Source organism: Streptomyces sp. NPDC034111 (assembly GCF_055575375.1).
Genome location: NZ_JBVIST010000001.1, coordinates 236,379 through 259,869, shown reverse-complemented (window position 1 = coordinate 259,869; position 23,491 = coordinate 236,379). Strand labels below are relative to the sequence as shown.

20 protein-coding genes are annotated in these 23,491 nt (G+C 72.6%); 15 read left to right on the top strand and 5 right to left on the bottom strand.

Annotated features, from left to right (window positions below):
* The 10 genes from ACZ55A_RS01150 (at position 1) to lgt (ending at position 9,023) form a co-directional block, all read left to right on the top strand.
* Positions 1-1,554 (top strand): anthranilate synthase component I, encoded by a 1,554-nt coding sequence (locus ACZ55A_RS01150; RefSeq protein WP_468831244.1) that lies wholly within the window; start codon positions 1-3, stop codon positions 1,552-1,554.
* A gap of 97 nt (positions 1,555-1,651) precedes the next feature.
* The gene (locus tag ACZ55A_RS01145) at positions 1,652-2,320 is read left to right on the top strand and encodes a TIGR02234 family membrane protein (RefSeq protein ID WP_468831241.1); all 669 of its coding nucleotides are present in this window, start codon (positions 1,652-1,654) and stop codon (positions 2,318-2,320) included.
* 86 nt (positions 2,321-2,406) lie between these two features.
* A complete protein-coding gene (locus ACZ55A_RS01140) occupies positions 2,407-2,652 on the top strand; it encodes an HGxxPAAW family protein (protein WP_468831238.1) in 246 nt (81 codons plus the stop codon).
* A gap of 117 nt (positions 2,653-2,769) precedes the next feature.
* Positions 2,770-3,216, top strand: coding sequence for a DUF2752 domain-containing protein (locus ACZ55A_RS01135; protein WP_468831235.1), 447 nt, complete (start codon positions 2,770-2,772; stop codon positions 3,214-3,216).
* A gap of 170 nt (positions 3,217-3,386) precedes the next feature.
* Positions 3,387-4,196, top strand: a complete 810-nt coding sequence (gene trpC, locus ACZ55A_RS01130; protein WP_468831232.1) for an indole-3-glycerol phosphate synthase TrpC — start codon at positions 3,387-3,389, stop codon at positions 4,194-4,196.
* A 17-nt stretch (positions 4,197-4,213) separates the two neighbouring features.
* Positions 4,214-4,450, top strand: coding sequence for a tryptophan biosynthesis modulator TrpM (gene trpM / locus ACZ55A_RS01125; RefSeq protein WP_468831229.1), 237 nt, complete (start codon positions 4,214-4,216; stop codon positions 4,448-4,450).
* A gap of 108 nt (positions 4,451-4,558) precedes the next feature.
* Entirely contained in the window at positions 4,559-5,839 is a 1,281-nt protein-coding gene (gene trpB, locus ACZ55A_RS01120; protein ID WP_468831226.1) for a tryptophan synthase subunit beta, read from the top strand.
* Positions 5,839-6,669: a tryptophan synthase subunit alpha gene (trpA, locus tag ACZ55A_RS01115; protein ID WP_468831223.1), complete on the top strand. Its 831-nt coding sequence runs from the start codon at positions 5,839-5,841 to the stop codon at positions 6,667-6,669. The genes trpB and trpA overlap by 1 nt, the downstream gene beginning before the upstream one ends.
* A 128-nt stretch (positions 6,670-6,797) precedes the next feature.
* Positions 6,798-7,862, top strand: coding sequence for a DsbA family protein (locus tag ACZ55A_RS01110; RefSeq protein WP_468831220.1), 1,065 nt, complete (start codon positions 6,798-6,800; stop codon positions 7,860-7,862).
* Between the two features lie 108 nt (positions 7,863-7,970).
* Positions 7,971-9,023: a prolipoprotein diacylglyceryl transferase gene (gene lgt / locus ACZ55A_RS01105; protein ID WP_468831217.1), complete on the top strand. Its 1,053-nt coding sequence runs from the start codon at positions 7,971-7,973 to the stop codon at positions 9,021-9,023.
* 73 nt (positions 9,024-9,096) lie between these two features.
* Here the strand turns inward: lgt and ACZ55A_RS01100 are convergent, their stop codons facing one another.
* From ACZ55A_RS01100 to ACZ55A_RS01090, 3 genes are all read right to left on the bottom strand, one after another.
* Positions 9,097-10,134 (bottom strand): HpcH/HpaI aldolase/citrate lyase family protein, encoded by a 1,038-nt coding sequence (locus tag ACZ55A_RS01100; RefSeq protein WP_468831214.1) that lies wholly within the window; start codon positions 10,132-10,134, stop codon positions 9,097-9,099.
* Entirely contained in the window at positions 10,131-11,390 is a 1,260-nt protein-coding gene (locus tag ACZ55A_RS01095) for a CaiB/BaiF CoA transferase family protein (RefSeq protein ID WP_468831212.1), read from the bottom strand. The genes ACZ55A_RS01100 and ACZ55A_RS01095 overlap by 4 nt, the downstream gene beginning before the upstream one ends.
* 96 nt (positions 11,391-11,486) lie before the next feature.
* Positions 11,487-12,773 (bottom strand): ADP-ribosylglycohydrolase family protein, encoded by a 1,287-nt coding sequence (locus ACZ55A_RS01090; RefSeq protein ID WP_468831209.1) that lies wholly within the window; start codon positions 12,771-12,773, stop codon positions 11,487-11,489.
* A 379-nt stretch (positions 12,774-13,152) separates the two neighbouring features.
* Between ACZ55A_RS01090 and ACZ55A_RS01085 the strand changes: the two genes are divergently transcribed.
* The 3 genes from ACZ55A_RS01085 (at position 13,153) to ACZ55A_RS01075 (ending at position 20,253) form a co-directional block, all read left to right on the top strand.
* Entirely contained in the window at positions 13,153-13,884 is a 732-nt protein-coding gene (locus ACZ55A_RS01085; RefSeq protein WP_468834505.1) for a VIT1/CCC1 transporter family protein, read from the top strand.
* A gap of 302 nt (positions 13,885-14,186) precedes the next feature.
* A complete protein-coding gene (gene gltB, locus ACZ55A_RS01080) occupies positions 14,187-18,800 on the top strand; it encodes a glutamate synthase large subunit (RefSeq protein ID WP_468831207.1) in 4,614 nt (1,537 codons plus the stop codon).
* A complete protein-coding gene (locus tag ACZ55A_RS01075; protein ID WP_468831204.1) occupies positions 18,793-20,253 on the top strand; it encodes a glutamate synthase subunit beta in 1,461 nt (486 codons plus the stop codon). The genes gltB and ACZ55A_RS01075 overlap by 8 nt, the downstream gene beginning before the upstream one ends.
* A 181-nt stretch (positions 20,254-20,434) precedes the next feature.
* Here the strand turns inward: ACZ55A_RS01075 and ACZ55A_RS01070 are convergent, their stop codons facing one another.
* Positions 20,435-21,004: a hypothetical protein gene (locus ACZ55A_RS01070; RefSeq protein WP_468831201.1), complete on the bottom strand. Its 570-nt coding sequence runs from the start codon at positions 21,002-21,004 to the stop codon at positions 20,435-20,437.
* A gap of 67 nt (positions 21,005-21,071) precedes the next feature.
* On the opposite strand from ACZ55A_RS01070, the gene ACZ55A_RS01065 reads away from it, so the two are divergent.
* On the top strand, positions 21,072-21,833 hold the full coding sequence (locus tag ACZ55A_RS01065; RefSeq protein ID WP_468831199.1) for an ArsR/SmtB family transcription factor: 762 nt from the start codon (positions 21,072-21,074) through the stop codon (positions 21,831-21,833).
* A 219-nt stretch (positions 21,834-22,052) separates the two neighbouring features.
* Here ACZ55A_RS01065 and ACZ55A_RS01060 read toward each other — a convergent pair whose 3' ends face one another.
* Positions 22,053-22,541: a hypothetical protein gene (locus ACZ55A_RS01060; protein WP_468831196.1), complete on the bottom strand. Its 489-nt coding sequence runs from the start codon at positions 22,539-22,541 to the stop codon at positions 22,053-22,055.
* A 141-nt stretch (positions 22,542-22,682) separates the two neighbouring features.
* Here ACZ55A_RS01060 and ACZ55A_RS01055 point away from each other — a divergent pair, with 141 nt between their 5' ends.
* A complete protein-coding gene (locus ACZ55A_RS01055; RefSeq protein ID WP_468831193.1) occupies positions 22,683-23,417 on the top strand; it encodes an MBL fold metallo-hydrolase in 735 nt (244 codons plus the stop codon).
* Positions 23,418-23,491 lie beyond the last annotated feature (74 nt).

Genomic DNA, 23,491 nt, shown 5'->3' with positions numbered 1-23,491 from the left:
ATGACCACGGGAACCACCGGCACCGCCACTCCGGACCTCGACACCTTCCGCACCCTCGCCAAGGACCGACGGGTCATCCCCGTCACCCGGCGGCTGCTCGCGGACGGCGACACCCCGGTCGGGCTCTACCGCAAACTCGCCGCCGAACGCCCCGGCACCTTCCTGCTGGAGTCCGCCGAGAACGGCCGTACGTGGTCGCGCTACTCCTTCATCGGCGTCCGCAGCGCCGCCACCCTCACCACCCGCGACGGCCGGGCCCACTGGCTGGGCACCCCGCCGGTCGGCGTGCCCACCGAGGGCGACCCGCTCGCCGTACTGCGCGCCACCGTCGAGACCCTGCACACCCCCCGCGACCTGATCGAGGGCGCGGGCCTGCCGCCCTTCACCGGCGGCATGGTCGGCTACCTCGGCTACGACATCGTGCGCCGCCTGGAGAAGATCGGCGAGCAGACCACCGACGACCTCCGGCTGCCCGAGCTGACCATGCTGCTCACCTCCGACCTCGCGGTCCTCGACCACTGGAACGGCACGGTCCTGCTGATCGCCAACGCGATCAACCACAACGACCTCGACACCGGCATCGACGAGGCGTACGCGGACGCCGTGGCCCGGCTGGACACCATGGCCGACGACCTCGCCCGGCCCGCGCCCGCCAGCGCCGCCGCGCTGCCGCCGTCCGAGGTCCCCCCGTACACCGCCGAGTGGGGCGGACCGGCCTACCAGGAGGCCGTCGAGGACATCAAGGAGCGCATCCGGGCCGGCGAGGCCTTCCAGGTCGTGCCCTCCCAGCGCTTCGAAACCCCCTGCACGGCCAGCGCGTTGGACGTCTACCGGGTGCTGCGCGCCACCAACCCCAGCCCGTACATGTACCTCTTCCGCTTCGAGGGCGACGACGGCGACGGGACTGCCGGCGGGGCGGCCTTCGACGTGGTCGGCTCCAGTCCCGAGGCGCTGGTCAAGGTCGAGGACGGCCGGGCCATGGTGCACCCGATCGCCGGCACCCGCCCGCGCGGCGCATCCGTCCAGGAGGACCAGGCCCTGGCGGACGAGCTGATGGCCGACCCCAAGGAGCGCGCCGAGCATCTGATGCTGGTCGACCTGGGGCGCAACGACCTCGGCCGGGTCTGCGAACCCGGCAGCGTCGAGGTCGTCGACTTCATGTCCGTCGAGCGCTACAGCCATGTGATGCACATCGTCTCCACGGTGACCGGCACGGTGGCCGAGGGCCGCACCGCCTTCGACGTGCTCACCGCCTGCTTCCCCGCCGGCACCCTCTCCGGCGCGCCCAAGCCGCGCGCCATGCAGATCATCGAGGAGCTGGAGCCGACCCGGCGCGGGCTGTACGGCGGCTGTGTGGGCTACCTGGACTTCGCCGGCGACTCCGACACCGCGATCGCGATCCGCACGGCCCTGCTGCGGGACGGCACCGCCTACGTCCAGGCGGGCGCCGGAGTGGTCGCCGACTCCGACCCGGTGGCCGAGGACACCGAGTGCCGCAACAAGGCGGCGGCCGTCCTGCGCGCCGTACACACCGCCAACCACCTGGGCAGGTAGCCGGCCGCGGGGCCGTCCGTCGGGCGGGACCACCAACGGCTCCTGCCCGGTCCACCCCGCCGCGGGGTTCCCCGGCCGGTACGCGATAGTGGTACGCGTGAGTGCCGCACCCCAGACCCGTACCGACACCGAGCCCTCGGATGACGCCGTGCCCGCGGCCGGGTCCGCGTCGGCCGGTGCCGCGCGCAGAAGCCTCGCCCTGGCACTGCTGACCGGCGCGGCCGGCGCCGGCCTGACGCTGCTGGCCTCCGGCCGCATCTGGGCCCAGGGCTCCGCCCGGCTCGCCCAGGGCGAGCTGCCGCGCACCGTGACCGGCGCCGATGTGACCGGAGTGCCCGGCGCGCTGGCCGTGGTCGGCCTGGCCGCCCTGGTCGCCGTCTTCGCGGTGCGCCGGGCCGGCCGGACCGCTGTCGCCACCCTCCTCACGCTCAGTGGCGCCGGCATCGTCGTCGCCGCCGTGCTGGGCAACGCCGACACCTCCGCACTGCGCGAGAAGGCGGCCACCGCGGTCGGTCTGACCGGCGCCGGTGTGCATCACGTCACCCACACCGGCTGGCCGTGGGTGGCCGCGGCCGGCGGCGGGCTGCTGCTGATCGCCGGGCTGCTGGCGCTGGTGTACGGGCGCCACTGGCCTGCGATGTCGGGCCGATACGAGCGCGCCCCGCGCGGTGCCCGCGGCCCGCGGCGCGCCCCGGCGGCCCCGGATCTGGACCGCCCGGAGGAGATCTGGAAGTCCCTGGACCGCGGCGAGGACCCCACCCGGTAAAAGAGCCCCGCCCGGCATCGGTGACAATGGGCGCTGAGGATCACCGCGCCCCCGACCCCGGCGCGCGAGAGCAACGAGGAGCACACATGTCGAGCAGTGGCCACGGACACACCCCCGCCGCCTGGACCGGCGTCATCATCTCGTTCATCGGCTTCTGCGTCGCCGGAGCCTTCATCGTGCTGGGGAACGTGCCCGGCTTCTGGGGCGGCATGGTGCTGATCGGCCTCGGGGCCGTGGTCGGTGGTCTGATGCGCGCGGCGGGCCTGGGCCAGGAGCCCAAGCGCGCGGCGAAGCCGGCCGCCGCCGCCCAGGCGCAGCCGCAGGAGGGCTGAGCCCGCTCCCCGTGGTGCCGGGCCCCGGCACCGCCCGCAGACCCCGAAGGCGCCGCTTCCCGCCCGTACGGCGGCCGGGAAGCGGCGCCTTCGTGCATCCGGCGGCACAATCGCCACGTGAGCGATCCCGTGGTGCGGGCCCGGCCGGAAGCCCGGCCGAGAGGCGGCCCGGCGCGCCGTCTCCTCCCGCCGCTGGGCGCCCTCGCAGCCGTCACCAGCGCCTTCGGCTACGTCGGCGCCGTCGACCCGAACGAGCCCGGCCACTACCCCGTCTGCCCGCTGCTGCACCTCACCGGCCTGTACTGCCCTGCCTGCGGCGGACTGCGCAGCGCCCACGCCGTCGCACACGGTGACCTCGCCGCCGCCCTCGGCGCCAATGCGCTCGCGGTGGCCGGCTACGCCCTCTGCGCCGTCCTCTGGGCACTCTGGCTGGCCCGCGCGGCACGAGGACGCCGTACGCCGGGCCCCCGGCCCCGCCCCGTCCACTGGTGGGCGCTGACCGGACTCCTGCTCGCCTTCACGGTCGTCCGCAACCTGCCCTTCGGCAGCGCCCTGGCACCCTGACCACCCGGGTGGGCCGCCCGCCCGGCCGGTAAATGTCCAGGTGGTGGGACCGCGGTCAACCGGATGCGCGTCCTCCCTCCCATGGCGGATACCATCGGAGAGCCGGATGGGGACAGCTCGTCCCCCGGGGCACTGTCCCCCTCGACCGCCCAAGCAAGGAGGCCGCTCGCGTGAGTGTGCTCGACGAGATCATCGACGGGGTCCGCGCCGACCTCGCGGAGCGGCAGGCGCGGGTATCCCTCGACGAGCTCAAGGAGCGGGCCCAGAAGGCGCGCCCCGCGATGGACGGTGTCGCGGCACTCAAGGGCGAGAGCGTCACGGTGATCTGCGAGGTGAAGCGCTCCAGCCCCTCCAAGGGCGCGCTCGCCGCGATCGCCGACCCGGCCGGCCTGGCCGCCGACTACGAAGCGGGCGGCGCCGCGGTCATCTCCGTCCTCACCGAGGAGCGCAAGTTCGGCGGCTCGCTGGCCGACCTGGAGGCCGTCCGCGCCCGGGTCGACATCCCGCTGCTGCGCAAGGACTTCATCGTCACCGCCTACCAGCTGTGGGAGGCCCGCGCCTACGGTGCCGATCTCGCGCTGCTGATCGTCTCCGCGCTGGAGCAGGAGGCCCTGGTCTCGCTGATCGAGCGGGCCGAGTCGATCGGGCTGACGCCGCTGGTCGAGGTGCACGACGAGGAAGAGGTCGCCCGCGCGGTGGACGCCGGCGCCCGGATCATCGGCGTCAACGCCCGCAACCTCAAGACCCTGGAGGTCGACCGCGGCAACTTCGCCCGGGTCGCCCCCGAGATCCCCGACCACATCGTCAAGATCGCCGAGTCCGGCGTGCGCGGGCCGCACGACCTGATCGCATACGCCAATGACGGCGCGGACGCGGTGCTGGTCGGCGAGTCGCTGGTCACCGGCAAGGACCCCAGGACCGCGGTCGCCGATCTGGTCGCCGCGGGCTCCCACCCGGCGATCCGCCACGGGCGGGCCTGACCGCCCCGATCGCCGACATGACCACCAGCGCCTCCCGCATCCACCGCCCCGGGCCGGGCCACCGCCCCGGGCCGGCCGCCGTGCTCGCCGCGGCCGCCGGCGACGGCCGGCATGCGGCGCTGGGCCGGGGCTGCCGGCCGCGCGGCTGCCGAGCACCGGCACGGCGGGTCCACGGGCGACGGGTCCGCTATCACATCGGTTCGGAGCCGGGGCAGATCAACGGGCGCCGATGGCGCGGGGCTGCCGCACGCTGACCGGGGACGGGCGTCCTCGGTGCCGGCGTGCGCAGCAGTCATCCCCCTAGCGTGATGTCCGGAATCCGATCCGAGCGGGGCGAGTGCCCCGATCCAGGAGCGCGTCAGATGTCCTCCGATTTCTTCCTTCCCGACCCCGAGGGGCGGGTGCCCAGCCCCGAGGGCTATTTCGGTGCCTTCGGCGGCAAGTTCATCCCCGAGGCGCTGGTCGCCGCGGTCGACGAGGTCGCCGCGGAGTACGAGAAGGCCAAGGCGGACCCCGCCTTCGCGGCCGAGCTCAACGACCTGATGGTCAACTACACCGGGCGCCCCAGCGCGCTCACCGAGGTGCCGCGGTTCGCCGAACAGGCCGGCGGGGCCCGGGTCTTCCTCAAGCGGGAAGACCTCAACCACACCGGCTCGCACAAGATCAACAACGTGCTGGGCCAGGCGCTGCTCACCAAGCGGATGGGCAAGACCCGGGTCATCGCCGAGACCGGCGCCGGCCAGCACGGCGTCGCCACCGCCACCGCCTGCGCCCTCTTCGGCCTCGACTGCACCATCTACATGGGCGAGATCGACACCCAGCGGCAGGCCCTCAACGTCGCCCGGATGCGGATGCTCGGCGCCGAGGTCATCGCCGTGAAGTCCGGCAGCCGCACCCTCAAGGACGCCATCAACGAGGCGTTCCGGGACTGGGTCGCCAACGTCGACCGCACCCACTACCTCTTCGGTACGGTCGCCGGACCGCACCCCTTCCCGGCGCTGGTCCGCGACTTCCACCGGGTCATCGGCGTCGAGGCCCGCCGCCAGATCCTGGAGCGCGCCGGCCGGCTGCCGGACGCCGCCCTCGCCTGCGTCGGCGGCGGCTCCAACGCCATCGGGCTCTTCCACGCCTTCCTCCCCGACGAAGGCGTCCGCCTGATCGGCTGCGAGCCCGGCGGCCACGGCGTCGAGACCGGCGAGCACGCCGCCACCCTCACCGAGGGCACCCCCGGCATCCTGCACGGCTCGCGCAGCTACGTCCTCCAGGACGAGGACGGCCAGATCACCGAGCCGTACTCCATCTCGGCCGGTCTGGACTACCCCGGCATCGGCCCCGAGCACGCCTACCTCAAGGACGTCGGCCGGGCCGAGTACCGCGCGGTCACCGACGACGCGGCGATGCAGGCCCTGCGCCTGCTCTCGCGGACCGAGGGCATCATCCCGGCGATCGAGAGCGCCCATGCGCTGGCCGGCGCCCTGGAGGTCGGCCGCGAGCTGGGCCCCGACGGCCTGCTGCTGATCAACCTCTCCGGGCGCGGTGACAAGGACATGGACACCGCCGCCCGTTACTTCGGGCTCTATGACGAGAAGGACGGCGCCGATGTGAACGGCGCGGTCCAGCCCACGGGCGAGGGGGAGAAGTGATGGCCGGCAACATCGAACTGCTCAACTCCGTACTGGCGCAGGCGCGTTCGGAGAACCGTGCCGCGCTCGTCGGCTACCTCCCGGCCGGGTTCCCGACCGTGGACGGCGGCGTGCGGGCGATGACCGAGATGCTGGACGGCGGCTGCGACATCGTCGAGGTCGGGCTGCCGCACAGCGACCCGGTCCTGGACGGCCCGGTCATCCAGACCGCCGACGACATCGCGCTGCGCGGCGGCGTGAAGACCGTCGATGTGATCCGCACGGTCCGCGAGGTGCACGCCGCCACCGGTGCGCCGGTGCTGTGCATGACGTACTGGAACCCCGTCGACGCTTACGGCGTCGAGCGGTTCGCCGCCGACCTGGCCGAGGCGGGCGGCGCCGGCTGCATCCTGCCGGACCTCCCGGTCGAGGAGTCCGAGGTGTGGCGCAAGGCCGCCGAGCAGCACGGGCTGGCCACCGTCTTCGTGGTCGCGCCCAGCAGCCGGGACGAGCGGCTGGCCAAGATCACCGCGGCCGGCAGCGGCTTCGTCTACGCCGCGTCCCTGATGGGCGTCACAGGCACCCGCGAGTCGGTCGGCCGCGAGGCCCAGGAGCTGGTGGCCAGGACCCGCGCCACCGCTGGTGCCCGCCACGGGCTCCCCGTCTGCGTCGGCCTCGGCGTCTCCAACCCCGAACAGGCCGCCGAGGTGGCCCGGTTCGCGGACGGGGTGATCGTCGGCTCGGCGTTCGTCAAGCGGCTGCTGACGGCGGGCGACGACCTGGAGGCGGGCCTCGCCGGACTGCGCACCCTGGCGGGCGAGCTGGCCGAGGGCGTACGCAACCGCTCCTAGCGAGCGGGGCGCGGCGGGCCGGGCGCACGGCGGGCAGCCGTCCACGGCGGCCGGGCGCTGTCCCTCGATAGGGCGAACATCGGTGCGGAGGGGTGCAGCGGCACCCCTCCGCTTCGTTGTCCAGGGGCGTGAGCCAGAAGAATCATGAGGGTAAGAGAAGCGCCCGCGAGCGGCTTCAGGAACAACGGGAGAAGGAGAAGGCGCGCTCCCGGCGCCGCCGCCAGGCGATCGTCGCCGGTTCGGTGGTGGCGGTGCTGGCCATCGCCGGCGGCATCGGTGTCTGGGTGTCCTCGTCCGACGGCGGCCAGAGCAGCTCCGACAACGAAACCGCCCGCCCGAAGCAGGCCAGTGGCGGTGACCGGCCGGCCGTCCCGGTGGGAGCGCCCGGCGCCCCGTCCACCCTCGCGGTGTGGGAGGACTTCCGCTGCCCCGCCTGCCGGCAGTTCGAGACCGGCTTCCGTCCGGTGATCCACGAGCTGGAGGACTCCGGCCGGCTCAAGGCCGAGTACCACCTCGTGACGATCATCGACGGCAACGCCGGAGGCAAGGGATCGCTCAACGCCGCCAACGCCGCGCTGTGCGCCCAGGACGCAGGACGGTTCCGCGACTACCACGACGTCCTCTACGCGAACCAGCCGCCCGAGCCGCAGGACAAGTTCGCCGACACCCAGTACCTCCTCCAGCTGGCCGGCAAGGTCAAGGGGCTGGTGACCCCCGCCTTCACCCAGTGCGTCAAGGACGGCAAGTACAACGGCTTCGTCCGCAAGTCCAGCGAGGCCTTCGCCAACTCCGGATACCGCGGCACGCCGACCGTGCTGCTCAACGGCCAGGACCTCGCCAAGCTGAAGGGCGGCCGCTTCACGCCCGCGGACCTGAAGAAGATGGTCCTGGACGCCGGCAAGGGCACCCAGCCGGGCAAGAGCGCTTCGCCGGGCGGCGGCACCGGCACCGCGCCGAGCGCGTCGCCGAAGTCCGGCGCCGAACCGAGGTCCGGTGCCGAACCGAGGTCCGGTACGGCGCCAAAGGCCGGTACGGCGCCGAAGGCCGGTACGGCGCCGAAGGCCGGTGCGTCCTCGAAGACCGGCGTCTCGCCGGAGTCCGGGACGGCGGCCCACCGGCCCGGCGCCCCGAGGACCGGCACCGGCACCGGGCCGCGCGCCGCGCCGAAGATCAGCAACTCGCCCTCGTCCTAGACCCCGCCCTCGCCACGCAGCGTCATCGGGCGAGGACGGCGTCGTTACGCAGCCGTTGCCGGGCGGGTTGTCGCCGACCCCGCCCGGCGCGGTAGCGTCGTCCCTGCCATGGACCTCGCATTCATTCCCAGCCCGTCGGTCGGCGTCGTACATCTCGGCCCGATCCCGCTGCGCGGCTACGCGTTCTGCATCATCATCGGCGTCTTCGTCGGCGTCTGGCTCGGCAACAGGCGCTGGATCCAGCGCGGTGGCCGTTCCGGCACCGTCGCGGACATCGCCGTGTGGGCCGTGCCCTTCGGGCTGGTCGGCGGCCGCCTCTACCACGTCATCACGACGTACGAGCCGTACTTCGGCAAGAACGGCCATCCGCTCGACGCCTTCAAGGTGTGGGAGGGCGGCCTCGGCATCTGGGGCGCGGTCGCACTCGGTGCGGTGGGCGCCTGGATCGGCTGCCGCCGCCGCGGCATCCCGATGCCGGCCTACGCCGATGCGCTGGCGCCCGGTCTGGCCCTCGGCCAGGCGATCGGCCGCTGGGGCAACTGGTTCAACCAGGAGCTGTACGGCAAGCCGACCGATGTCCCCTGGGCGCTGAAGATCAGCTCCGACCCGGCCATCGGACGCGTCGGCGGCACCTACCACCCGACGTTCCTCTACGAGTGCCTGTGGTGCATCGGCGTCGCGGCGCTGGTGATCTGGGCGGACAAGCGCTTCCGGCTCGGCCATGGACGCGCCTTCGCGCTGTACGTCGCCGCCTACTGCGCGGGCCGCGCCTGGATCGAGTACATGCGGGTCGACGAGGCGCACCACATCCTGGGCCTGCGGCTCAACGTATGGACCTCGCTGATCATCTTCGTCCTGGCCGTCGTCTACTTCGTGGTCTCCGCCAAGAAGGCACCGGGCCGGGAGGAGGTCGTCGAGCCGGGCGCGCTGGAGGAGCGTGCGGCAGCCGAGGCGGCCGCCGCCGAGGCCGCGGAGAGCGGCGAGGACGCGAAGAGCACCAAGCATGCCGAGAGCGCCGAGAGCGCCGAGAGTGCCAAGGACGCCGAGAACGCCAAGGACGCCGGGACCAGCGGCGACGACAGCGGCGAGGCCTCGGCCGAAGCACCCGCCGACGAGTCTGCCGACAAGCCCGCCGGCAGCGGCAGCACCAAGAAGTCCTGAGGCGGCCGACGGCTGCCCTGAGCGCCGGGCGGACTCGACATACCGAGTCCGCCCGGCGCTCCGTCGTAGGGGCTCACCGCCTGCGCTCGGCCAGCGACAGCACCCGCCGGGCCCCCGCGACCACGGCCGCGTCCACGAACCGCCCGTCCGGCAGCGCCTGCGCCCCGCCCTCCGCGCCGGCCGCCCGGACGATCTCCGCCGCGGCCTCGATCTCCTCCGGCGAGGGCAGATGGGCCGCTTCGATCACCGGGAGCTGCCGGGGGTGGATCGCCACCCGGCCCAGGAAGCCCAGCGCCCGGCCCCGGGCGCAGGACCGGGCCAGCCCGTCCAGGTCGTGGACGTCCGGATAGACCGACTGTGGCGGCGGGGCCAGCCCGGCCGCGCGGGCCGCGACCACGGTCCGGCTGCGCGGCCAGGCCAGTCCCGCCTCGTCCCGTAGCCCCAGCTCGGTGGAGAGGTCGGTCTCGCCGAGCGCGAGCCCTTGCAGCGCCGGGTGCGCGGTGGCGATCGCGAAGGCGTGCTCGATGCCCAGCGCGGATTCGAGCAGGGCGTAGAGCGCAGGGGTGGCCGGGAGGGCGGCCGGGGCGGGGGCGGCCGCGGGGGCGAGGGTGGCGGTGGCGCCGCCGGGAGCCGTACGGGCCGCGCCGCCGGTGGGCCCGATACGGGTGCTCCGGGCGGTGCGGGTCACCCGGCCCGTGGTGAGCCGCCGTGCCAGGGCGGGCTCGGCGGCCGGCGGCGAGGTCGTCGCCCAGCCCGCCACCCGGTGCACGTCGGCCGGTCCCTGCACCTTGGGGAGCCGCAGCCCGGCCAGGCCCGGCAGGGCGGCCAGCGTGCGGATCTCGGTCTCGGCGAGCGGGCCGTCCAGCGCATTGACCCGGACATGGACGGGCGCGGGGCCCGGCGCCGGGTCGCTCAGCAGCTCGGCGGTGGCGCGCAGGGCATGCTCCTTGCGGTCCGGGGCGACCGCGTCCTCCAGGTCGACCACCACCACATCGGCCCCGCAGCCGAGCGCCTTGGCGACCACCTCGGGGCGGTCGCCGGGCACATAGAGCCAGGTCAGCGGCGTACTGACGGGGCTCTCGCGCGGCGTTGCCGGTGCGGCGGGCCTCATAGCGCGCCCGCCCCGCGCAGCGCGGCGATCTCGGCCTCGTCCATCCCGAGCCCGGCCAGGACCTCGTCGGTGTCCGCGCCGTGCGGGCGGCCGGCCCACCGGATGGCGCCCGGCGTCTCGGAGAGCCGGAAGAGGACGTTCTGCATCCGCAGGGTGCCCAGTTCGTCGTCGGGGATCTCGATGACCGACTCCAGCGCCTGGTACTGCGGATCCGCCAGCACATCGCGGATGTCGTAGACGGGCGCGACGGCCGCCTCGGCCTCCTCGAAGGCGGCCAGCACCTCGGCCCGGTCGTGCCGGGCGATCCACCCGGCGACCGCCGCGTCCAGCTCGTCGGCGTGCCGGGCCCGCCCCGCACCGGTCCCGAACCATGGCTCGTCGATCACCTCCGGCCGTCCGACCAGCCGCATCACCCGCTCCGCCACGGACTCGGCGGAGGTGGAGACCGCCACCCACGACCCGTCGGCGGTCCGGTAGGTGTTGCGCGGCGCGACATTGGCGGAGCGGTTGCCGGTCCGCGGCTGGACGTGGCCGAGCTGGTCGTACCAGAGCGGATGCGGGCCGAGCACGGTCAGCATCGGTTCGATCAGCGCCAGGTCGACGACCTGCCCGCGGCCGGTGGTCTCCCGTGCGCGCAGTGCGGCCATCACGGCGTACGACGTGCTGAGCGCGGTGATCCCGTCGGCGAGGCCGAACGGCGGCAGGGTCGGGGGCCCGTCCGGTTCACCGGTGATCGCGGCGAAGCCGCTCATCGCCTCGGCGAGGGTGCCGAATCCGGGGCGCCGGGCGTACGGGCCGAACTGGCCGAAGCCGGTGACCCGGGCCAGCACCAGCCGCGGGTTGACGGTGGCCAGCTCGTCCCAGCCCAGGCCCCACTTCTCCAGCGTCCCTGGCCGGAAGTTCTCGACGATGACGTCCGCGCCGGCGGCGAGCCGCAGCAGCACCTCGCGGCCGCCCGGGTGGGACAGGTCGAGCGTCAGGGTCTTCTTGTTGCGGCCCAGCAGTTTCCACCACAGCCCGATGCCGTCCTTGGCCGGCCCGTGCCCGCGTGCGGGGTCGGGCCGCCGCGGATGCTCCACCTTGATCACCTCGGCGCCGAAGTCGCCGAGCAGGGTGGCGGCGAGCGGCCCGGCGAAGAGGGTGGCGAGATCGAGCACCCGGAGTCCGGCGAGCGGGCCGGGGGAGTGGGCGGCCTCCGGGGCGGCCGGGCCATCGGCGGCGGGCCGGGACGTCCCGGACAGCGAGGGGTCGGTCATGGTGCGCAGGCCTCCGGTCGGTGGGGGGTGGGGACGACGGGTGCCGCGGTGCGTTCCGCGAGGGCGGTCAGGGCCGGTGCGGCGGGGCCGTGGTCGTCACCGTCCGCCCGCCTCCGTCATCGCGGGGATGGCCGAGATCGCGGTGAAGGCCTGCTCGTGGGTGCGGGCGCGGGCCCGGTCGCGGGTGAAGATCTCGCGGGCGACGGTGGCCAGCGCGGCGCCCGGGGCCTGGAGATCGAGGCGGCTGGCGCGGGCGACCTCGCCGCTCCACTCGGCCGGTACCGCCGAGGCCCCGCGCAGCGCACCGGCCAGTGCGCCGCTCATCGTGGCGATCGAATCGCAGTCCCGGCCGTAGTTGACCGAGCCGAGGACGGTGTCCCGGTAGTCGCCGCCGGCGACCAGCAACATGCCCAGCGCGACGGGCAGTTCCTCGATGGAGTGCAGCCGGGAGGGGCGGCGGGCGCCCAGCGAGGGGTTGCGGTAGTCCGGGCCGACGGTGTCGAAGGGCGCGACGGCCGCGCGCAGCGCCCCGACGGCCGCCTCGGGGTCGGTCAGCGAGGACGCCGCCTCGCAGACCGCCTCGATCGCGGCACGGGTCCCGTCCTTCGCCAGCCGCAGCGCCTGGACGATGACCGAGGACGGGGTGGCCTCGGGCACGAAGGCGGCGGCCACCGCCGCGGCGAAGACACCGGCCGCCTCCCGCCCGTACGAGGACTGATGGGCCCCGGCGATGTCCAGCGCCTCGGCGTAGGCCCGGTCCGGATTGCCGGCGTTGACCACCCCGACCGGGGTCATGTACATCGCCGCACCGCAGTTGACGATGTTTCCCACGCCGGCCTCGCGCGGATCGGCGTGCCCGTAGTGCAGCCGCGCCACGATCCACTTCTCGGCCAGGAAGATCCGCTGCAACGGCAGCGCCTCGGCCTCCAGTTCCGGGATCCAGCGCGGGGTGCCGATCAGGTCCGGTACGAGGTGGTCGGCGACGTCGTAGGCGTCGAGGTGGTCGCGCACCGACTCGTAGACCCGGACCAGCGCATGGGTCATCAGGGTGTCGTCGGTGACATGGCCGTTGCCCTTGTGGTATGGCGTGAGCGGGCGGGCGGTGCGCCAGTCGTCGTGGAACGGTCCGACGATGCCGGTGACCCGGCCCCCGTGCCGCTTGACGATCTCCTCCGGCGTCCGGCCCTCGACCGCGCCGCCGAGCGCATCGCCGACCGCGGCGCCGACCAGCGCGCCGATCGCCCGGTCCTCCAGGGACGGTGGGGAGGGGGAGGGGGCGGGGGCGGGGGCGGCCGGCGCGCCGGGCATGACCGGCAGGACCTGGGTGACCTGGGGGTCGGGGACGCCCGGCGCGCCCGGCGTCCGCTCGCTGGTGTACGTCATGTGCGGATGAGTCCTTCCACGGTGGGGGAGTGGGGCGGGACCGGGGCGGCCGGGGCGCCGGGGGCGGCCGGTTCCGGGGGCGGGGGGTGCGCTGCGCTCATGGTGGTATCCGTGCCACGCGGCGGCCCGGCTCTCCTCTCCCGGGCGGCCAGGTCACCCGGTCGACTCCCCCCGGGCGGCGCCGCGGTGGGGAACCGGCACCCGCTGTGATCGGGATCTCAGCACCGGTCTCGCGGAAAAACCGCAGGTCAGCGGGGTAAGTTCGGCCTTCCTTGCTAGCGGCGGAGGGCAATACGCGCATAGCTTCGAGGGGTTGGAGGGGGAAGTGCCGCTATCGGCCCACACCTCGCTGAAGGGAGTAGGTCCCGATATGTCCGTCATGGAGATCATGGATGCCGCGGCACCGACGCATGTGGCCCACCGCGACAACCACACTCACCGCGATGTGAACGGCGGCTGGCTGCGCCCCGCCGTCTTCGGCGCGATGGACGGGCTGGTCTCGAACCTCGCCCTGATGACCGGTGTCGCCGGCGGTGCGGTCCCGCAGCAGACGATCATCCTCACCGGCCTCGCGGGCCTGGCCGCCGGTGCCTTCTCGATGGCCGCGGGCGAGTACACCTCGGTCGCCTCGCAGCGCGAGCTGGTGCAGGCCGAGCTGAACATCGAGCGGGCCGAGCTGCGCAAGCACCCCAAGGACGAGCAGGAGGAGCTGGCCGCCCTCTATGTGTCGCGCGGTGTCGAGCCGGGGCTCGCCCGGCAGGTCGCGGAGCAGCTGTCCAAGGACCCCGAGCAGGCGCTGGAGATCCATGCCCGGGAGGAACTGGGCATCGACCCTTCCGACCTTCCTTCTCCCGCCGTTGCCGCGATTTCCTCCTTTGGATCGTTTGCGCTGGGCGCGCTTCTGCCTGTCCTTCCTTACCTGTTGGGCGCTTCCGCCATCTGGCCCGCGGTGCTGCTCGCCCTGGTCGGACTCTTCGCCTGTGGTGCTGTTGTGGCACGTGTGACGGCGCGTTCGTGGTGGTTCAGCGGGCTGCGGCAACTTGCCCTCGGCGGCGCGGCCGCCGGTGTGACGTACGTCCTGGGAGCGTTGTTCGGAACCGTCGTAGGGTGAGGGTGTCAGTGGCGTGTCATACGGGTGACTGCATAATTACTGCGTTACCCAGCGGTTTCGATTTGTTGACGACCGGGCATAAGGCCCTGGCGTCGCGGGCAATGTCGCTCGCCGAACGCCGCCTTGTGGGACGGCCCTGATTCCGTCCGCGTCCTTGATCGCCGCGTCTGCGGTGTCCGCATGTTGGAAGCCCCTTTTCGCTTTTTGGGAAGGGCGCCATCCTGTAACCTGCACGAAATTTCGCGGAGGGCCAACGTCGTCCCTCGGCAATGCCTATGCCACGACGACGTTGGGAGAGCTTGATGCGCTTCGCGTCCACGCACTCCGCGACCACCAGCAGCGCCAGCGCCGCCGCATGGTCGCCCATGGACGGGCGCCCCGCCCAGCAGGGGATGTACGACCCGCGCAACGAGCACGACGCCTGCGGCGTCGGCTTTGTGGCCACCCTCACCGGCGAGGCCAGCCACGCACTGGTCGAGCAGGCGCTCACCGTCCTGACGAATCTGGAGCACCGCGGTGCCACCGGCTCGGAGCCCGACTCGGGCGACGGCGCCGGCATCCTGCTCCAGGTGCCGGACGCGTTCCTGCGCGAGAACGTCACCTTCGAGCTCCCCGAGGCCGGCGGCTACGCCGTCGGTATCGCCTTCCTGCCGTCCGATGCCCAGGAAGCGGCCGACGCCGTCTCGCGCATCGAGACGATCGCCGGTGAAGAGGGCCTGAACGTCATCGGCTGGCGCGTGGTCCCGGTCGCGCCGCAGCTGCTCGGCAACGGCGCCCGCGCCACCATGCCGGCCTTCTCCCAGCTCTTCGTCAGCGACGGCGAGAACACCGGCCTGGCGCTCGACCGCAAGGCCTTCGCGCTGCGCAAGCGCGCCGAGCGCGAGGCGGGCGTCTACTTCCCCTCGCTGTCCGCCCGCACGATCGTGTACAAGGGCATGCTGACCACCGGCCAGCTGGAGCCCTTCTTCCCGGACCTGTCCGACCGCCGCTTCGCCACCGCCATCGCGCTGGTCCACTCGCGGTTCTCCACCAACACCTTCCCGAGCTGGCCGCTGGCCCACCCGTACCGCTTCGTCGCGCACAACGGCGAGATCAACACGGTCAAGGGCAACCGCAACTGGATGCGCGCCCGTGAGTCCCAGCTGGCGTCGAAGCTCTTCGGCGACGGGGACCCCGAGAAGCTCGAGCGGATCTTCCCGGTCTGCACCCCGGACGCCTCCGACTCCGCCTCCTTCGACGAGGTCCTGGAGCTGCTGCACCTCGGCGGCCGCTCGCTGCCGCACTCGGTGCTGATGATGGTCCCGGAGGCCTGGGAGAACTCCACCTCCATGGACCCGGCCCGGCGCGCCTTCTACCAGTACCACTCCACGATGATGGAGCCCTGGGACGGCCCGGCCTGCGTCACCTTCACCGACGGCACCCAGGTCGGCGCGGTCCTCGACCGCAACGGTCTGCGCCCGGGCCGCTACTGGGTCACCGACGACGGCCTGGTCGTGCTCTCCTCCGAGGTCGGCGTCCTGGACATCGACCCCGCCAAGGTCGTCCGCAAGGGCCGCCTCCAGCCCGGCAAGATGTTCCTCGTCGACACCGCCGAGCACCGCATCATCGAGGACGACGAGATCAAGGCGCAGCTCGCCGCCGAGCAGCCCTACCAGGAGTGGCTGGACTCCGGTCTGATCGAGCTGGCCGACCTGCCCGAGCGTGAGCACATCGTGCACACCCACGCCTCGGTCACCCGCCGCCAGCAGACCTTCGGCTACACCGAGGAAGAGCTCCGCGTCATCCTCGCCCCGATGGCCAAGGCCGGCGCCGAGCCGATCGGCTCGATGGGCACCGACTCGCCGATCGCCGCGCTCTCCGAGCGCCCCCGGCTGCTCTTCGACTACTTCACCCAGCTCTTCGCGCAGGTCACCAACCCGCCGCTGGACGCCATCCGCGAGGAACTGGTCACCTCGCTGATCTCCTCGCTCGGCCCCCAGGGCAACCTCCTGGAGCCCACCGCGGCCTCCTGCCGCAGTGTGACCCTGCCGTTCCCGGTGATCGACAACGACGAGCTGGCCAAGCTCATCCACATCAACGCCGACGGCGACATGCCCGGCATGAAGGCCGTGACCCTCTCCGGCCTCTACCGGGTCTCCGGCGGCGGCGAGTCGCTGGCCGCCCGGCTCGAGCAGATCTGCGCCGAGGCCGACGCCGCCATCGCCGACGGCGCCCGGCTGATCGTGCTCTCCGACCGCCACTCCGACGCCGAGCACGCGCCGATCCCGTCGCTGCTGCTGACCTCCGCGGTCCACCACCACCTCATCGCCACCAAGACCCGCACCCAGGTCGGTCTGCTCGTCGAGGCCGGCGATGTCCGCGAGGTGCACCACGTCGCGCTGCTGATCGGCTACGGTGCCGCGGCGGTCAACCCGTACCTGGCGATGGAGTCCGTCGAGGACCTGGTCCGCGCCGGCACCTTCCTGCCCGGCGTCGACCCCGAGGCGGCCATCAAGAACCTGATCAAGGCGCTCGGCAAGGGCGTCCTGAAGGTCATGTCCAAGATGGGCATCTCCACCGTCGCCTCCTACCGGGGCGCGCAGGTCTTCGAGGCCGTCGGCCTGGACGAGGACTTCGTCGCCACGTACTTCCACGGCACCGCCACCAAGATCGGCGGCGCCGGCCTGGACGTCATCGCCAAGGAGGTCGCGGCCCGCCACGCCAAGGCCTACCCGGCCACCGGCATCGCCGCCACGCACCGTGCGCTGGAGATCGGCGGCGAGTACCAGTGGCGCCGCGAGGGCGAGCCGCACCTCTTCGACCCGGACACCGTCTTCCGGCTCCAGCACTCCACCCGCACGCGCCGTTACGACATCTTCAAGAAGTACACCGAGCGGGTGAACGAGCAGTCCGAGCGGCTGATGACGCTGCGCGGCCTGTTCGCCCTCAAGAACGACCGGCAGCCGATCCCGCTCGACGAGGTCGAGCCGGCGTCGGAGATCGTCAAGCGCTTTTCCACCGGCGCCATGTCGTACGGCTCCATCTCCCAGGAGGCGCACGAGACCCTCGCCATCGCCATGAACCGGCTGGGCGGCAAGTCCAACACCGGTGAGGGCGGCGAGGACCCCGAGCGCCTCTACGACCCGGAGCGCCGCTCGTCCATCAAGCAGGTCGCCTCCGGCCGCTTCGGTGTGACGTCCGAGTACCTGGTCAACTCCGACGACATCCAGATCAAGATGGCGCAGGGCGCCAAGCCCGGCGAGGGCGGCCAGCTGCCCGGCCACAAGGTCTACCCCTGGGTCGCCAAGACCCGGCACTCGACCCCGGGCGTCGGTCTGATCTCCCCGCCGCCGCACCACGACATCTACTCCATCGAGGACCTGGCTCAGCTGATCCACGACCTCAAGAACGCCAACCCGGCCGCCCGCATCCACGTGAAGCTGGTCTCCGAGGTCGGCGTCGGCACCGTCGCCGCGGGTGTCTCCAAGGCGCACGCCGACGTGGTGCTGATCTCCGGTCACGACGGCGGTACCGGTGCCTCCCCGCTCACCTCGCTCAAGCACGCGGGCGGCCCCTGGGAGCTGGGCCTGGCCGAGACCCAGCAGACGCTGCTGCTCAACGGCCTGCGTGACCGCATCGTGGTGCAGACCGACGGTCAGCTCAAGACCGGCCGGGACGTCATCATCGCCGCCCTGCTGGGCGCCGAGGAGTTCGGCTTCGCGACCGCCCCGCTGGTGGTCTCCGGCTGCGTCATGATGCGCGTCTGCCACCTGGACACCTGCCCGGTCGGCATCGCCACCCAGAACCCGACGCTGCGCGAGCGGTTCAGCGGCAAGGCCGACTACGTCGTCAACTTCTTCGAGTTCATCGCCGAGGAGGTCCGCGAGCTCCTGGCCGAGCTGGGCTTCCGCACCCTCGAAGAGGCCGTCGGCCACGCCGAGCTGCTGGACACCACCAAGGCCGTGGACCACTGGAAGGCACAGGGCCTGGACCTGGCCCCGCTGCTGCACGTCCCCGAGCTGCCCGAGGGCGCCGTCCGCCACCAGATCACCGTCCAGGACCACGGTCTGGAGAAGGCGCTCGACAACGAGCTGATCAAGCTCGCCGCCGACGCCCTGGCGGCCGACACCGCCGAGGCCGCCCAGCCGGTCCGCGCCCAGGTCGCCGTACGGAACATCAACCGCACGGTCGGCACCATGCTCGGCCACGAGGTGACCAAGAAGTTCGGCGGTGCCGGCCTGCCCGACGACACCATCGACATCACCTTCACCGGCTCGGCCGGCCAGTCCTTCGGCGCGTTCCTGCCGCGCGGCGTCACGCTGCGCCTGGAGGGCGACGCCAACGACTACGTCGGCAAGGGCCTGTCCGGCGGCCGGGTCATCGTCCGCCCGGACCGCGGCGCCGACCACCTCGCCGAGTTCTCCACCATCGCGGGCAACACCCTCGCCTACGGCGCCACCGGCGGCGAACTGTTCCTGCGCGGCCGGGTCGGCGAGCGGTTCTGCGTCCGCAACTCCGGTGCCACGGTGGTCTCCGAGGGCGTCGGCGACCACGGCTGCGAGTACATGACCGGCGGCAACGCCGTCGTCCTGGGCGAGACGGGCCGCAACTTCGCGGCCGGTATGTCCGGTGGCTTCGCCTACGTCATCGACCTGGACAAGGCCAACGTCAACAAGGAACTGGCCGACGCGGTGAGCCCGCTGGACGAGGCCGACAAGCAGTGGCTGCACGACGTGGTGCGCCGCCACCAGGAGGAGACCGGCTCCACCGTCGCCGCCAAGCTCCTCGCCGACTGGGATGCCGCCGCAGCACGCTTCAGCAAGGTCATCCCGCCCACGTACCAGGCAGTGCTCGCCGCCAAGGAAGCCGCCGAGCAGGCCGGACTCTCCGAGTCCGAGACCCACGAGAAGATGATGGAGGCGGCGACCAATGGCTGACCCCAAGGGCTTCCTGAACCACGAGCGCGAGATCGCCAAGACCCGCCCCGTCGAGGAGCGCGTCAAGGACTGGAACGAGGTCTACCAGCCCGGCTCCCTGCTGCCGATCATCAGCAAGCAGGCGTCGCGCTGCATGGACTGCGGCATCCCGTTCTGCCACAACGGCTGCCCGCTCGGAAACCTCATCCCCGAGTGGAACGACTACGCCTACCGCGAGGACTGGACCGAGGCCAGCGAGCGGCTGCACGCGACCAACAACTTCCCGGAGTTCACCGGTCGTCTGTGCCCCGCGCCCTGTGAGGCCGCCTGTGTGCTGGGCATCAACCAGCCGCCGGTGACCATCAAGAACGTCGAGGTCTCCATCATCGACAAGGCGTGGGACAACGGCGATGTCACCCCGCAGCCGCCCGAGCGCCTCTCCGGCAAGACCGTCGCCGTCATCGGCTCAGGACCGGCCGGTCTGGCCGCCGCCCAGCAGCTGACCCGGGCCGGCCACACCGTCGCCGTCTACGAGCGCGCGGACCGGATCGGTGGTCTCCTCCGTTACGGCATCCCCGAGTTCAAGATGGAGAAGCGCCACATCAACCGCCGCATCGAGCAGATGCGCGCGGAGGGCACCAAGTTCCGTACGGAGGTGGAGATCGGCCGCGACATCGACGCCAAGAAGCTGCGCAAGCGCTACGACGCCGTCGTCATCGCCGCCGGTGCCACCACCTCCCGCGATCTGCCGGTGCCCGGCCGTGAGCTGAACGGCATCCACTTCGCGATGGACTACCTGCCGCTGGCCAACAAGGTGCAGGAGGGCGACCTCACCACCGCCCCGATCACCGCCGAGGGCAAGCATGTCGTCGTCATCGGCGGCGGCGACACCGGCGCGGACTGCGTCGGCACCGCCCACCGCCAGGGCGCGGCCTCCGTCACCCAGCTGGAGATCATGCCCAAGCCGGGCGAGGAGCGGAACGCGGGCCAGCCCTGGCCGACCTTCCCGATGCTTTACAAGGTCACCTCCGCGCACGAGGAGGGCGGCGAGCGCGTCTACTCGGTGTCGACCACCCACTTCGAGGGCGACGAGGACGGCAACGTCCAGTGGCTGCACCTGATCGAGGTGGAGTTCAAGGACGGCAAGCTGGAGCAGAAGCCGGGGACGGAGCGCCGTATCCCCGCCCAGCTGGTCACCCTCGCCATGGGCTTCACCGGCACCGACCGCGAGAACGGCCTGGTCGAGCAGTTCGGCCTGGAGCTCGACGAGCGCGGCAACGTCGCCCGCGACGCCGACTTCGCCACCAATGTCCCCGGCGTGTTCGTCGCCGGTGACGCCGGCCGCGGCCAGTCGTTGATCGTGTGGGCCATCGCCGAGGGCCGCTCCGCCGCCCGCGGTGTGGACCGCTTCCTGACCGGAGTCAGCGCCCTGCCGGCTCCCATCAAGCCGACGGACCGCGCACTGACCGTCTGACCGGCCGGTGCGCGACCGTCCCTGAATGTCCCGTACAACGTCGTACGGAGGCACGGGGACCGGGGATTGACCCCCGGCCCCCGTCCGCGGCGCCTGTCCCCTCCCCCCGACCGGAGGGCAGGCGCCGCGGGTCTTTTTGAGGGGGCCTTCGTGTCCCCTACGGGATCTGTTCGCCCGCCCCCTACGAGCCGCTGCGCTCCGGGAAGCGGCGCCCCAACTGCCGCGCCAACTCCCGTGCGGGCGCCGGGACGGCCTGGTCCGGGGGAGCGGCCGACGGCCGGAAGTCGTGCACCGGCGGATGCCACGCGGCCAGGTCGATCCGGCGGTCGCTCAGCGGCAGCACCCACCGCGGGTCGGCGTGCACCCGTAACACCTGTGCCTCGATCTGCGTCCAGGCCCCGTCGGTCACCGTCCGCTCACCGACCCGGCGCGCCTCCAACTGCACCGGACAGTGCACCAGTCGGGGCGGCCGTACCAGTTCGGACGGCTCCGTCCAGGGTGCTTCTGCCGAGGGCGCCATGGCGCCCGTGCCTTCCTCGGTCCCCGTCGCGTCCGGCGGCAGATTGAACACCACGTCCGGGCGTACCGCGAGGTTCTTGGCGGTGCGCCCGCGGGTCGGCAGCCAGAGGCTCACGACCGGGCCGAGCTCCCACCGGATCCGCAGCTCGACCAGTACGAATGTTCCGTCGTCGTTCTCCGTGGACAGCAGCGCCGGGGTGACCGAACTGCTCTTCTCCAGCGCGCCTTTCATGCCGTTGAGGATAGAAGCCGGATGATTCGGTGCTCACCGAAATGTTATCAGAGGTTACTCTGTGTACATGAACCGATGGGACGCCGATCAGGAAAGCCTCACGGAGACGCCCGATCTCGCCGCGCTCGCGGCGCTGCTCGCGGACCGCACCCGTGCCGCCATCTGTATGGCCCTGCTCGACGGCGGCACCTGGACCGCGGGTGAACTCGCCGAATACGCCTCCGTGGCGCCCTCCACGACCACCGAACACCTCAACCTGCTGGTCGCCGGCGGCCTGCTCGCCGAGGAACGCCAGGGCCGGCGGCGCTATGTGCGGCTGGCCGGCCCGGACACCGCCGAGACGCTGGAGAACCTGGCCGGACTGGCGCCCTACCGCCCGGTCCCGATCCGCTCGCTGGCCGAGGCCAACCAGCGCAGGGCGCTGCACCACGCCCGTACGTGCTACGACCACATCGCCGGTGCACTCGGCGTCGCCCTCGCCGAGACGATGACCGAACGCGGCCTGCTGGCACGGGACCACGGCCTGGTGCTGACCGCCGCCGGCGCCCAGTGGCTGACCGCCCTCGGTATCCCCGACACCGGCCCCCCGTCCGCCCACCGGGCCCATGTGCGTACCTGCTTCGACTGGACGGTGCGCCGCCAGCACCTCTCCGGCGCGGTCGGCGCAGCCCTCTACCGCCATGCCGTGGACCGCGCATGGATCGTCAAGTCGCCCACCACCCGCATCCTCAGCCTCACCGAAGCCGGCCGGGTGGCCTTCCGTGACCGCCTCGGTCTCCCCGACGAGGCGCTCTTTCCGTCCCTGACGCTCGCCACGCCCCGTATGTGACCGTGGTGCGGGAGGGCGGCGGCAGCCCTGCGCCCTGCCGCCGCCCTCCACCAGGCGGGCCGGTAATCCACCCGTCGCTGCCGGGTCCCGGCGCGGCGGGGTCACCCGGATCGGTGAAGTGCCGTGCTCGCGCAGGGGACATGCGGCCGGGCGTCTTGCCTGGAGGGCGCTCGAAGGCGGCCTCCGGGGAGGGGCGCCCGGCCGCGTCGCGTCCGGCGGTCAGCCCTTGAGGAGTTGCTTGCCGGTCGCGGCGTCCACGACCTTGCGGTTGCCCAGTGCGCCCTTGAGCTTGACCTTCACCTTGTCGGTGGCCAGCAGCTCCGTGCACATCCCCTTGGAGCTCTTCCGCTTGCCCCAGCCGCCCACCACCACCAGGCCCTTGGTCTCTTGGACGCGGGCGCCGAAGCGGACATCGCAGGCGCTGTGCCCGACGGTCACGGTGATCTCCCGTACGCCGGTGTCCTTGGGGCGCTCCGCGCCGGCCAGCGGCAGCAGCGCCTGCTTCCGCCCGGAGACCGGTGAGACCTTGGGCCAGTCCCGCGCTATCTGGTCCGCCCGCTGCGCGAAGGCGTCCGGCTTCTTCGGCGGCGGGGCGCTGCCCACGGTCTGCTGCTTCTGCCCGCAGCCGGACAGGGCGAGCGTGCCGGACACCGCCAGGGTGAGGACGGCGGCGAGCGTACGGGTGCGGGAGAGGTGGGATCCTCGCATGACATTGCCTCCTTGTTCGGCGGTATGACGTGTCCGGGGCAAGACAGGTTCCGGCCTGATCCCTGCCGCTTCGCCGTCCGCTCAATCCGCCCTGGGCGCAAACCGGATGACCGCGGGCCGGCGCCCGCTAGCGTCCCCGGTATGGACTCACTGACCCGCCTCACCCTCACCGTCTGGCAACTGGCCTTCCCCGTCGGGCACGTCTACGTCGTCGCGCTGCCCGATGACGGATATGCGCTGGTCGACACCGGCATACCCGGCTCGGCCCCCGCCATCCTCGACGCACTGGCCCGGCTCGGCGGCCGGCCGGAGCAGCTGCGGCAGATCGTGCTCACCCACAGCCATGTGGACCACATGGGCTCCGCGGCCGACCTGGTGGCCGCCACCGGCGCCCGGGTACTGGCCGGCGCACTGGACGCCCCCTACATCCGCGGCACCCTCCCCGAACCACAGGCGGTGCTCACCGCCGCCGAACGGTCCCTGCACGAGGGGACCATGGCGGACTTCGCGGCCTCCGGGGTCCCGCCCCTGCGCCCGGCCGAGGTCGATGTCGAACTGCACGACGGAGACACCCTCGACGGCTGGCCGGAACCGGTGCGGGTGCTGCACGTCCCCGGCCACACCCCGGGCGGGATCGCACTCCACCTCCCCGGGAGCCGACTGCTCTTCCCCGGCGACATCATCGGTACGAGCCCCGACGGCGACCGCGCGGTCCTCGGCCCCATCAACGTCGAACGCGAGCGGGCCATCGCCTCCTTCCGGCGGCTGGCGGCCCTCGACGACGTCGACACGGTGTGCGTACCGCACGGCAGGCCGCTCCTCGGCAACGCCCGGGACGTCCTGGCCGCGGCGACCCCGGAGCAGGACTGGCTGTGACCCGGCGCGGCCCGGGCGGAGTCGCGCGCGAAGGGGTGGAAGCTGTGCACCAGGTCAACCAGCGTATGTATAGG